Below are 11,519 nucleotides of genomic sequence, written 5' to 3' on the forward strand. Positions count from 1 at the left end.
GATCTGTCGGCTGTACCGCCGTCTCGCGAATAAATTCGCTCCCACAGGTTTGCACCAAACGATCAACTGTGTTCAATCCTGGCTTTGGGAATGCCCAATCGCCAAAGGCTCTTCAGGCACAAACCCGAACGAGGTCAGTTGAAAGCCCTGTTCGTCGATCTGCAGCGCCCATCCTTCGCGGTCCCAGTCGCCCAGCACAATGCGTTGAGCGGTCTGGTCGCCGATCTGCAATTTGTGAATGGCGGGGCGGTGGGTGTGGCCGTGGATCAGCGTTTTCACGCCAAACTCGGTCATGATGCGCGGGACTTCTTCAGGGGTCACATCAACGATGTCGTTGGCTTTCATGCGGGTCTGCGCGCGGCTCTCGCTGCGCAGCTTGCGCGCCAGTTTATGGCGGGTGCTCAGGGGCAGGTGACGCAGGACCCATAACGTCAGTGGATTGCGCAGATAGCGGCGCATGCGCATATAGGCTTCGTCGCGGGTGCACAGGCTGTCGCCGTGCATCAGCAACACCGGTTCACCGTTAAACTTGACCACGCTAGGGTCGGGCAACAAGGTGCAGCCAGCGGCTTTGCAAAACGCCTTGCCGATCAGAAAATCGCGATTGCCATGCATCAGGAATACCTGGGTGCCGCTGTCGCTCAGCGCGCGCAGGGCCTCGCAGATCGAGCGCTGGAAGGGCGACATCGCGTCATCGCCGATCCAGGCTTCGAAAAAATCCCCGAGGATATACAGCGACTCGGCGCCACGGGCGCGGTCAGTCAGTAGATCCAGAAACGCCCGGGTAATGTCCGGGCGTCCTTCTTCCAGATGCAGATCGGAGATCAGCAGTATCACTCAACGATCTCTGCTTTCTCGATGATCACGTCATCAGCAGGAACGTCCTGGTGGCCAGCTTTGGACGTGGTAGCGACGGCCTTGATCTTGTCGACGATGTCCTGACCTTCGATCACTTCACCGAAGACTGCGTAGCCCCAGCCCTGAACGGTCTTGGCGCTGTGGTTCAGGAAGCTGTTGTCAGCGACGTTGATGAAGAACTGCGCGGATGCCGAATGCGGTTCCATGGTACGGGCCATGGCGACGGAGTACTTCTTGTTCGGCAGGCCATTGTCGGCTTCGTTCTGGATGCTTGGGCGCTTGTCTTTCTTTTCTTTCATGCCTGGCTCGAAACCGCCGCCCTGGATCATGAAGTTGCCGATAACGCGGTGGAACACAGTATTGGTGTAATGACCGGCGTTAACGTACTCAACGAAGTTGGCAACCGTGATCGGCGCTTTTTCGGCGTTCAGTTGCAGGACGATTTCACCGTGGTTAGTGGTCAGTTTTACTTTGGACATGTGCGAGTCGCTCTTTTGGAATTCGTGGTTGGACGTGTCGATCGCGGCTTACAACCTGGTAAGTGCCGGCGATTTCACCCAGACGCGCAGTTTACAGAGGCTAGTCGCTTAACGGGTAGTCGCTGTTAAGTTGCAGCTTCAATTGACCGAGGGTGTATCTCGGCAGTTTTGTCACGGCACGCTGTCAGGGGCTTGACAGGTTCGGCTATGATAGGCGCTTTGATTTATTCGGCCTACCCTGGCCAAGACTGTCAGGTTTTCAAGGATCCTATGAGCAAGCCCACTCAAGACGCTAATGCCAACACCAAGGCAGGCCCTGCAATTCCCACCAACTTCCTGCGCCCGATCGTGCAGGCAGACCTGGATTCGGGCAAGCACACCAAGATCGTGACCCGTTTTCCGCCGGAGCCCAATGGCTACCTGCACATCGGTCATGCCAAGTCGATCTGCGTCAACTTTGGTCTGGCTCAGGAGTTCGGCGGCGTCACGCACTTGCGTTTCGATGACACCAACCCGGCCAAGGAAGACCAGGAGTACATCGACGCGATCGAAAGCGACGTCAAATGGCTGGGCTTCGAATGGTCCGGCGAAGTGCGTTATGCCTCGCAGTATTTCGACCAGCTGCACGACTGGGCGGTCGAGCTGATCAAGGCCGGCAAGGCTTATGTCGATGACCTGACCCCGGAACAGGCTCGCGAATACCGTGGCACCCTGACCGAGCCTGGCAAGAACAGCCCGTTCCGTGAGCGCAGCGTCGAGGAAAACCTGGACCTGTTTGCCCGCATGAAAGCCGGTGAGTTCGAAGACGGCGCCCGCGTATTGCGCGCCAAGATCGACATGGCGTCGCCGAACATGAACCTGCGCGACCCGATCCTGTACCGCATTCGTCACGCCCATCACCACCAGACCGGCGACAAGTGGTGTATCTACCCGATCTACGACTTCACCCACGGCCAGTCGGATGCCATCGAAGGTATCACGCATTCCATCTGCACCCTGGAGTTCGAAAGCCATCGTCCGCTGTACGACTGGTTCCTGGATAACCTGCCGGTGCCGTGCAAGCCGCGCCAGTACGAATTCTCGCGCCTGAACCTGAACTACACCATCACCAGCAAGCGCAAGCTCAAGCAACTGGTTGATGAGAAGCACGTCAATGGTTGGGACGACCCGCGCATGTCGACCCTGTCGGGTTTCCGCCGTCGCGGTTACACCCCGGCCTCGATCCGCAACTTCTGCGAAATGATCGGCACCAACCGTTCGGATGGTGTGGTCGACTTCGGCATGCTCGAGTTCAGCATTCGTCAGGACCTGGACCACAACGCGCCGCGTGCCATGTGCGTGCTGCGTCCATTGAAGGTCGTGATCACCAACTACCCAGAAGGCAAGGTCGATCACCTCGAACTGCCGCGTCATCCACAGAAAGAAGAGCTGGGCGTGCGCAAACTGCCGTTCGGCCGTGAAATCTACATCGACCGCGATGACTTCATGGAAGAGCCGCCAAAAGGCTACAAGCGTCTGGAGCCGAACGGTGAAGTGCGCCTGCGCGGCAGCTACGTGATCCGTGCCGACGAGGCCATCAAGGACGCCGACGGCAACATCGTCGAGCTGCGTTGCTCCTACGACCCGGACACCCTGGGCAAGAACCCTGAAGGCCGCAAGGTCAAAGGCGTGGTGCACTGGGTTCCTGCGGCTGAAAGCGTTGAATGTGAAGTGCGTCTGTACGACCGTCTGTTCCGCTCCGCCAATCCTGAGAAAGCCGAAGATGGCGCCAGCTTCCTGGACAACATCAACCCCGACTCTCTGCAGGTGCTCACCGGTTGTCGTGCCGAGCCTTCGCTGGGCGACGCACAGCCGGAAGACCGTTTTCAGTTCGAGCGCGAAGGTTACTTCGTGGCTGACATCAAGGACTCCAAACCTGGTCATCCGGTATTCAACCGTACCGTGACCCTGCGTGATTCCTGGGGTCAATAAGGAATAGCCGTGCTTTCTATCTACAACACGCTCACCAAGAGCAAAGAAGTCTTCAAGCCGCTGGATGGCAACAAGGTACGCATGTACGTCTGCGGGATGACCGTGTACGACTATTGCCACCTTGGCCACGGCCGCAGCATGGTCGCGTTCGATCTGGTGACCCGCTGGTTGCGTTTCAGCGGGTATGACCTGACCTACGTGCGCAACATCACCGACATCGACGACAAGATCATCAATCGCGCCCGTGAAAACGGCGAAGCGTTCGATGCGCTGACGGCGCGCATGATCGATGCCATGCACGAGGACGAAGCGCGGCTGAATATCCTCAAGCCGGACATGGAGCCGCGTGCCACCGACTACATCGGCGGCATGCACGACATGATCCAGAGCCTGATCGACAAGGGTTATGCCTACGCGCCGGGCAATGGCGACGTGTACTACCGCGTCGGCAAGTTCCTGGGCTACGGCAAGCTGTCGCGCAAGAAGATTGAAGATCTGCGCATCGGTGCCCGGATCGAAGTCGACGAAGCCAAAGACGATCCGCTGGACTTCGTGCTCTGGAAGGGCGTCAAGCCGGGCGAGCCCAGCTGGGAGTCGCCGTGGGGTCCGGGCCGTCCGGGCTGGCACATCGAATGCTCGGTGATGTCCACCTGCTGCCTGGGCGAGACGTTCGACATTCATGGTGGCGGCAGCGATCTGGAATTCCCGCACCACGAGAACGAAATCGCCCAGAGCGAAGCGGCCACCGGCAAGACCTACGCCAATGCCTGGATGCACTGCGGCATGATCCGCATCAATGGCGAGAAGATGTCCAAGTCCTTGAACAACTTCTTCACCATTCGCGACGTGCTGGATAAATACCATCCGGAAGTGGTGCGTTATCTGCTGGTGTCGAGCCACTACCGCAGCGCGATCAACTACTCCGAAGACAGCCTGAAAGAGTCGAAGGGCGCGCTGGAACGTTTCTACCACGCACTCAAAGGCCTGCCAGTTGCCGAGCCTGCTGGCGGCGAAGCGTTCGTCGAGCGTTTCTCGGCGGCCATGAACGACGACTTCGGCACGCCGGAAGCCTGCGCCGTGTTGTTCGAGATGGTTCGCGAGATCAACCGTCTGCGTGACAGCGATGTCAACGCCGCAGCCGGTCTGGCGGCACGCCTGAAGCAACTCGCCAGCGTGCTGGGTGTGTTGCAGCTCGAGGCCGACGATTTCCTGCGTGCAGGGGCTGAAGGTCGTGTCGACGCGGCAGAAGTGGAAGCGCTGATTGCCGCGCGTCTGCAAGCCCGCGCCGACAAGAACTGGGCCGAGTCCGACCGTATCCGCGACCAGCTCACCGCCATGGGCGTGGTGCTGGAAGACGGGAAGGGCGGAACGACGTGGCGGTTGGCGGATTGATCTTCAGCGCTTGATACTTCAGCGCCTGTTACACCGATTCGCGAATGAATTCGCTCCCACAGGTTGATCGCATTTCAACTGTGGGAGCGAATTCATTTGCGATGACGTCGGGCCAAACGCTGCGCCTCCCGATCAGAAACCCTGCTCCCTTGATCGTTCCCACGCTCTGCGTGGGAATGCATCTTTGACGCTCCGCGTCACATTCGACGCAGAGCGTCAGGGGCGGCGTTACCACGCGGAGCGCGTGAACGATCATCTGTGGGAGCGAATTCATTCGCGATGACGTCGGGCCAAACGCCGCGCCTCCGAATCAGAAACCCTGCTCCCTCAGCCGCTTGTACAGCGTATTCCGGCTGACACCCAGCCGTTTGGCCAGCTGCGAAATATTCCCGCCAGCCGCCTGCAACAGCTCGTTCAATTCCTCCGGCGTATCCAGCGCAGCCTTGCGGTTGAAGGCCATCGTTGGTTCGCTGCCTTCGCTTTCAAGATCCAGATCGACAAGCTCCAGATCAGTAAAGAAGTCCTCCGGCAAATGTTCGGCGCTAATCAGTTGATCGTCCGCCAGCGCCAGTGCGACCTGAATCACGTTGCTCAACTGCCGCAGGTTACCCGGCCAGGGATGACGTTCGAACAAGGCCAGTACTGATGGCTCGAAGCCCGCCGTCTGTTGCGGTTCGCGGTGCTGCTCCCAGATCGACTGGACCAGCGCGGCCTTGTCGGTCCGTTCCCTCAGCGGCGGCAGTTCGAGATTCAACCCGCTGATGCGGTAGTAGAGGTCCTGACGGAAACGGCCGCTCTGCACCTGTTCGCGTAATGAACAGTGCGTGGCGGAGATGACCCGGATATCCACCGGAAACAACTCACTGCTGCCCAGCGGCTGAACGCAGCGCTCCTGCAACACCCTCAACAGGCGGGCCTGAACGGGAAGAGGCATGTCGCCGATCTCATCCAGAAACAATGTGCCTTTGTCGGCCTTGCGAATCAGCCCGATGCTGCCTTTATGGTGGGCGCCGGTAAACGCCCCTTTTTCGTAACCGAACAACTCGGCCTCCACCAGCTCTGATGGAATGGCGGCGCAGTTCACCGCGATCAACGGCTGGTCGGCCCGCGAACTGGCCTGGTGCAGGGCTTTGACGAACACCTCTTTGCCCGCGCCCGTCTCTCCGAGGATCAGCAGCGGAACGTTTTTCTCCAACAGCCGCTGCGCCTGGCGGGCTGCTTTTTCGACTTTCTCATCCCCATGACTCAGCCCGCTGAACGCCGATGTGCCCAAGCTGGATTCGGCTTTTTTCGGCGCCTGCACGGTCCTGAATTTCAGCACCGGAGCCTTCGGCCGTTTGATCAGGCAATGAAAGCGGTTATGCCCCGAAGCCTGAAGGGGGAACGGTTGGCCTTCCTGCTGATCCAGCAGGTGGGCAATCGGCGCTTTGAACAGGTCTTCGATATTGGCGCGCAACAGGCTGACGCCCAGCAGGTTGTCCGCGCGGCGGTTGGCGCAGAGGATGCGGCCGCTTTCATCGAACACCAACAGGCCCGCCCACTGGCTGTCGAGGTTGTTCAGGCCGGTATTGAAGGTCATCTGAAAGTGCGTGTGCTGGAACTGGTCGAGGATCAGCCGGTTTTCGATGGTCTGGCTCATCATTTTCACCATCCCGAGTGTGTGGGAGGGTGGCAGGAAGCTGTCACTGGACACATCGAGCACTGCGATCATGCGCCGCGATGCATCGAAAATCGGCGCGGCCGAGCCGGTCATGAAGCGGTTGGCCTTGAGAAAGTGTTCATCGTGTTCAATGTGAACAGCCTGTTCACACGCCAGTGCCGTGCCGATGGCGTTGGTGCCGACACCCTGCTCAAGCCAGCTGGCGCCGGCGACGAAGCCCATTTGCTGGGCCGGCTCTACGAAGCGCTTGGTGCCCCACGAATTGAGCACCTGGCCTTGTTGGTCGGCCAGAAGAATCAGGCAATTGGAGTTACTGAGGATGTTTTCGTAAAACGGCAGGACCTGCTGGTGGGTGGTCTGCACCAGTGACTGATGCCGTTCCAGCAACTGCGAAACCTGTTGTTCCGGCAAACGGCCGAAAGCAGGGCGTGACTGGTGGTCAAGGCCGAACTCGCGGCAACGGGCCCAGGAGTCCTGAATGATGGTGTCGTGAGCGATGGATGCGCCTGGTGTGGCCATGAAATGGCTCCGTCCGAGTTCTTTTATTGTTTTTGGGATACGGCTTTGGCAGAGCATCCGTGCTCGAAACGTTCACCCATTGTTGTTCAGGATTGTTCAAAGTCAATGTTCATTTTGTTCAGGTGTTCAGTCTTTCCTGTTCATTTTTGTTCAGCAACGAATATGGTCGTCTCCCGGTTGAAGGTCCGACGGCTCTATTTCGGGCCTCTGGCCGATACGCGCGATAACGAACGCCGATTGGCACGATTGTCGCTATTCAACAATCGGTCGACGAATGTCATGACCCGAACACGCTACTCCCTGAGCAACACCCTAATAAGAACAGATAAAAGGGCACGCCATGTCTCTCACGCTTGAGCACGTCAGCCGCGCAGTCGACGGTCAGATCTGGATCGATGATGCTTCGCTGAGCTTCGAACCCGGCTCATTCAACGTATTGCTGGGGCGCACCTTATCAGGCAAAACCAGCCTGATGCGCTTGATGGCCGGTCTGGACAAGCCAGACAGCGGCCGAGTACTGATGAATGGCAAAGATGTCACCCAGGTTGCGGTGCGTCATCGCAACGTCTCCATGGTTTACCAGCAGTTCATCAACTACCCGAGCATGACCGTTTTCGACAACATCGCCTCGCCGTTGCGCCAGGCGAAGATGTCGAAGGACGAAATCGAAAGCCGCGTGCGGGAAACCGCCAAAATGCTGCGGATCGAAAAATTCCTCACCCGTTACCCACTCGAACTCTCCGGCGGCCAGCAACAGCGCACGGCCATGGCCCGGGCGCTGGTCAAGGACGCTGAGCTGATCCTGTTCGACGAGCCGCTGGTCAACCTCGACTACAAGCTGCGTGAAGAGCTGCGTCAGGAAATGCGCCAGCTGTTCGAGACCCGCAACACCATCGCGGTGTATGCGACCACCGAGCCCAACGAGGCATTGGCGCTGGGCGGCACGACGACGATCCTGCACGAAGGCCGTCTGATCCAGAGCGGTAAGACGCCTGAGGTCTACCACCAGCCGAAAACCGTGCTGGCGGCCGAGCTGTTTTCCGAACCACCGATCAACCTCATGCCGGGCCGCATCGACGGCAATGAGGTGAGCTTCGCCAACTTCGTGCACTTCCCGCTCAACGTTGACCTGCGCACGATCGGCGATGGCGAATACCGCTTCGGCGTACGCCCCAGCCATTTGAGCCTGGTGCCGTCCAACGACGATGACCTCGAACTGGCGGTAACCGTGGAACTCGCTGAAATCAGCGGTTCGGAAACCTTCCTGCATGTGCGCAACGAGCATTTCTCGCTGGTGCTGCACCTGCCGGGCGTTCACGAGTACGACGTCGATACGCCGATCCGCGTGTACATCCCGACTCATAAACTGTTCGTATTCGATCAGCAGGGCGGCCTTATCCAGGCGCCGGGCCTGCGCATGGCGAGGGTTGCCTGATGGCCGAGATCCGCTTGCAACAACTCGCACACAGTTACAGCGCCACGCCCAGTGGCCCTGAAGACTATGCCATTCGCGAGATGACTCACATCTGGGAGCAGGGCGGCGCGTATGCCTTGCTCGGCCCGTCCGGCTGCGGCAAATCGACCTTGCTCAACATCATTTCCGGCCTGCTCAGCCCGTCGGAAGGCAAGGTGATGTTCGACTCCACGGTGGTGAACGACATGTCGCCCGAGCAGCGCAACATTGCTCAGGTGTTCCAGTTCCCGGTGGTCTACGACACCATGACGGTGTACGACAACCTCGCGTTCCCGTTGCGTAATCAGGGCATGGCGGAGGCGAAGATTCAGACCAAGGTGCAGGAAATTGCCGATGTCCTGGACCTGCAACCACTGCTGAAGAAAAAGGCCAAGGGCCTGACCGCTGACGAAAAGCAGAAAGTGTCGATGGGGCGCGGTCTGGTACGTGACGACGTCTCGGCGATTCTGTTCGACGAACCGCTGACCGTGATCGACCCGCACCTGAAGTGGAAGCTGCGGCGCAAACTCAAGCAGATCCACGAGCAGTTCAACATCACCATGGTCTACGTCACCCACGATCAGCTGGAGGCATCGACCTTCGCCGACAAGATCGCGGTGATGTACGGCGGCCAGATCGTGCAGTTCGGCACCCCGCGCGAGCTGTTCGAGAAGCCGCATCACACCTTTGTCGGTTACTTCATTGGCAGCCCGGGCATGAACCTGATCGAGGTCAAGCCGGAAGTGGGTGGTGTGGGGTTTGGCGGCATTCATCTGCCGTTGTCGGACGCCTTGCAACAGCGTCTGGCGGCTACCCAGTGGAAAACGCTCAAGGTCGGGATTCGGCCGGAGTTCGTGCACGTCTGGGACGGCCCGTTCGAAGACGCCATGTGCGCCGAGGTGACCTACGTCGAAGACCTGGGCACCTACAAGATCCTCACCCTGAATCTGGCCGGGCAGTCGCTGAAAGTCCGCCTGCCGGAAGACAAGCCCGTGCCGCAAGGCCAGGCCTGGATCAGTTTTCCCGCGCAGTGGTTGATGTTGTACGCCGACGAATTTCTGCTGGAAGCCGACGCGAATCAGGCGTCGGCCAGCGAGGTGCCCCATGAGTAAGGTGCAGAACAACAAAGCCTGGTGGCTGGTGCTGCCGGTATTTCTGCTGGTGGCGTTCAGCGCCATCATTCCAATGATGACCGTGGTCAACTATTCGGTGCAGGACATCTTCGACCAGTCCAGCCGCTATTTCGTCGGCACCGACTGGTTCAGGCAAGTGCTGCGGGACCCGCGCCTGCATGATTCGCTGCTGCGTCAATTCATTTATTCGGCGTGTGTACTGCTGATCGAAATCCCGCTGGGCATCGCCATTGCCCTGACCATGCCGACCAAGGGCCGCTGGTCTTCCCTGTGCCTGATCGTCATGACCATTCCGCTGCTGATCCCTTTCAACGTGGTCGGCACCATCTGGCAGATCTTCGGCCGTGGCGACATCGGTTTGCTGGGGTGGTTTCTCAATAACGTGCTGGGCATCAGCTACAACTACGCAGCCAATGCGTCGGACGCCTGGGTCACGGTGCTGATCATCGACGTCTGGCACTGGACCTCGCTGGTGGCGCTGCTCTGCTACTCGGGTCTGCGGGCGATTCCGGATGTGTATTACCAGGCGGCGCGCATCGATCGGGCCTCGAACTGGGCGGTTTTTCGACACATTCAATTGCCGAAGATGAAGAGCGTGCTGCTGATCGCGGTGATGTTGCGCTTCATGGACAGCTTCATGATCTATACCGAGCCGTTCGTGCTCACCGGTGGCGGGCCAGGTAACTCGACGACCTTCCTCAGCCAGACCCTGACCACGATGGCGCTGGGGCAGTTCGACCTGGGCCCGGCAGCGGCGTTCTCGCTGGTGTATTTCCTGATCATTCTGTTGGTGTCGTGGGTGTTCTACACCGCGATGACCCACGGCGAAAAGAACTGAGGAGCGGCTCATGAACAAGCGCGAAAAGCTGCCGTGGAAAAAGATTGTGCCGTTGTGGATCTACCTGCTGTTTTTGCTGGTGCCGATCTACTGGCTGGTGAACATGTCGTTCAAGACCAACACCGAAATCCTCGGCGGTCTGACGCTGTTTCCGCAGGATTTCACGCTGGCGAACTACAAGGTGATCTTCACCGACGAGAGCTGGTACAGCGGCTATATCAACTCGCTGTACTACGTTTGCCTGAATACCGTGATATCGCTGAGTGTGGCATTGCCAGCGGCTTATGCTTTTTCACGCTATCGTTTCCTCGGCGACAAGCATCTGTTCTTCTGGTTGCTGACCAACCGTATGGCGCCCCCGGCTGTGTTCCTGCTGCCGTTCTTCCAGCTTTATTCGTCCATCGGCCTGTTCGACACCCACATTGCCGTCGCCTTGGCACACTGCCTGTTCAACGTGCCGCTGGCGGTGTGGATTCTTGAGGGGTTCATGTCCGGTGTACCGAAGGAGATCGACGAAACGGCCTACATCGACGGTTACAGCTTTCCCAAGTTCTTCGGCAAGATTTTCATCCCGTTGATTGGCTCGGGCATTGGGGTGACAGCGTTCTTCTGCTTCATGTTTTCCTGGGTCGAGCTGTTGCTGGCGCGCACCCTGACATCGGTCAACGCCAAACCGATCGCCGCCGTCATGACGCGTACGGTGTCGGCATCGGGGATCGACTGGGGCGTGCTCGCGGCAGCGGGGGTGTTGACCATCCTGCCGGGCATGCTGGTGATCTGGTTCGTTCGTAATCACGTGGTCAAGGGTTTTGCCCTTGGTCGGGTCTGAGGAGTCGAAAAATGGAGTGGATGTCCTGGACACTGCCGACCGCCGTTTTCTTTGCATCCATCGCCGCCATTCTGGTTGCGATGACTGCCTGGGAGTTGCGCTCGGCGAGTATCGAACGTCGTGGTTTTCTGCCGATTGCCACCACCCGTGGCGACCGGTTGTTCATCGGTCTTCTCGGAAGCGCCTACCTTCATCTGCTGGTGATTGGAGCAACCGACTGGAATATTTGGGTCGCCTCCGGGCTGTCCCTGGTTTGGCTGTTGGTAGTAATGCGTTGGGGTTGAAGGTCTGAAACGCCTTCTGGTGTAGGAGCGCGCTTGCCCGCGATTGCGTCTGTCTGCGAACGATGCGTCAACGGGCACGCCCCATCGCGGGCAAGCTCGCTCC

9 protein-coding genes and 1 pseudogene are annotated in these 11,519 nt (G+C 58.9%); 7 read left to right on the forward strand and 3 right to left on the reverse strand.

Features of this window, described 5'->3' with window-relative positions:
• Positions 1–72: 72 nt before the first annotated feature.
• Positions 73–837, reverse strand: coding sequence for a UDP-2,3-diacylglucosamine diphosphatase (gene lpxH / locus ABDX87_RS21535; RefSeq protein WP_346829687.1), 765 nt, complete (start codon positions 835–837; stop codon positions 73–75).
• Positions 834–1,337 (reverse strand): peptidylprolyl isomerase, encoded by a 504-nt coding sequence (locus ABDX87_RS21540; RefSeq protein ID WP_074757367.1) that lies wholly within the window; start codon positions 1,335–1,337, stop codon positions 834–836. Before ABDX87_RS21540 ends, lpxH begins: the two co-directional genes overlap by 4 nt.
• Positions 1,338–1,607: 270 nt before the next feature.
• On the opposite strand from ABDX87_RS21540, the gene ABDX87_RS21545 reads away from it, so the two are divergent.
• On the forward strand, positions 1,608–3,308 hold the full coding sequence (locus ABDX87_RS21545) for a glutamine--tRNA ligase/YqeY domain fusion protein (RefSeq protein WP_346829688.1): 1,701 nt from the start codon (positions 1,608–1,610) through the stop codon (positions 3,306–3,308).
• Positions 3,309–3,317: 9 nt separating this feature from the next.
• Positions 3,318–4,700 carry a cysteine--tRNA ligase gene (gene cysS, locus ABDX87_RS21550; RefSeq protein ID WP_346829689.1) on the forward strand — a complete coding sequence of 461 codons (1,383 nt, stop codon included), beginning with the start codon at positions 3,318–3,320 and terminating at the stop codon, positions 4,698–4,700.
• A gap of 310 nt (positions 4,701–5,010) precedes the next feature.
• On the opposite strand, the pseudogene ABDX87_RS29300 reads toward cysS, so the two are convergent.
• Positions 5,011–5,940, reverse strand: a pseudogene (locus ABDX87_RS29300) (sigma-54-dependent Fis family transcriptional regulator); the annotation flags it as partial.
• Between the two features lie 1,279 nt (positions 5,941–7,219).
• Here ABDX87_RS29300 and ABDX87_RS21560 point away from each other — a divergent pair.
• The 5 genes from ABDX87_RS21560 to ABDX87_RS21580 are packed head-to-tail and all read left to right on the forward strand — an operon-like array spanning position 7,220 to position 11,416.
• A complete protein-coding gene (locus ABDX87_RS21560) occupies positions 7,220–8,314 on the forward strand; it encodes an ABC transporter ATP-binding protein (protein ID WP_346829691.1) in 1,095 nt (364 codons plus the stop codon).
• Positions 8,314–9,444 (forward strand): ABC transporter ATP-binding protein, encoded by a 1,131-nt coding sequence (locus ABDX87_RS21565; RefSeq protein WP_346829692.1) that lies wholly within the window; start codon positions 8,314–8,316, stop codon positions 9,442–9,444. Before ABDX87_RS21560 ends, ABDX87_RS21565 begins: the two co-directional genes overlap by 1 nt.
• Positions 9,437–10,303, forward strand: a complete 867-nt coding sequence (locus ABDX87_RS21570; protein WP_346829693.1) for a carbohydrate ABC transporter permease — start codon at positions 9,437–9,439, stop codon at positions 10,301–10,303. The genes ABDX87_RS21565 and ABDX87_RS21570 overlap by 8 nt, the downstream gene beginning before the upstream one ends.
• Before the next feature lie 10 nt (positions 10,304–10,313).
• Positions 10,314–11,132, forward strand: coding sequence for a carbohydrate ABC transporter permease (locus tag ABDX87_RS21575; RefSeq protein WP_431061168.1), 819 nt, complete (start codon positions 10,314–10,316; stop codon positions 11,130–11,132).
• Positions 11,133–11,143: 11 nt separating this feature from the next.
• Complete coding sequence (locus ABDX87_RS21580) at positions 11,144–11,416, forward strand: DUF2160 domain-containing protein (RefSeq protein ID WP_346829694.1); 273 nt, start codon at positions 11,144–11,146, stop codon at positions 11,414–11,416.
• Positions 11,417–11,519: the final 103 nt, after the last annotated feature.

Origin of the sequence: Pseudomonas abietaniphila, from assembly GCF_039697315.1 — a bacterium.
GTDB lineage: Bacteria > Pseudomonadota > Gammaproteobacteria > Pseudomonadales > Pseudomonadaceae > Aquipseudomonas > Aquipseudomonas abietaniphila_B.

Bases quoted from the DNA above. Each gene is read 5' to 3' on its own strand.
- ABDX87_RS21540 (WP_074757367.1), bottom strand. From the start codon at position 1,337: ATGTCCAAAGTAAAACTGACCACTAACCACGGTGAAATCGTCCTGCAA.
- ABDX87_RS21545 (WP_346829688.1), top strand. From the start codon at position 1,608: ATGAGCAAGCCCACTCAAGACGCTAATGCCAACACCAAGGCAGGCCCT.
- ABDX87_RS21560 (WP_346829691.1), top strand. From the start codon at position 7,220: ATGTCTCTCACGCTTGAGCACGTCAGCCGCGCAGTCGACGGTCAGATC.
- ABDX87_RS21565 (WP_346829692.1), top strand. From the start codon at position 8,314: ATGGCCGAGATCCGCTTGCAACAACTCGCACACAGTTACAGCGCCACG.
- ABDX87_RS21570 (WP_346829693.1), top strand. From the start codon at position 9,437: ATGAGTAAGGTGCAGAACAACAAAGCCTGGTGGCTGGTGCTGCCGGTA.
- ABDX87_RS21575 (WP_431061168.1), top strand. From the start codon at position 10,314: ATGAACAAGCGCGAAAAGCTGCCGTGGAAAAAGATTGTGCCGTTGTGG.
- ABDX87_RS21580 (WP_346829694.1), top strand. From the start codon at position 11,144: ATGGAGTGGATGTCCTGGACACTGCCGACCGCCGTTTTCTTTGCATCC.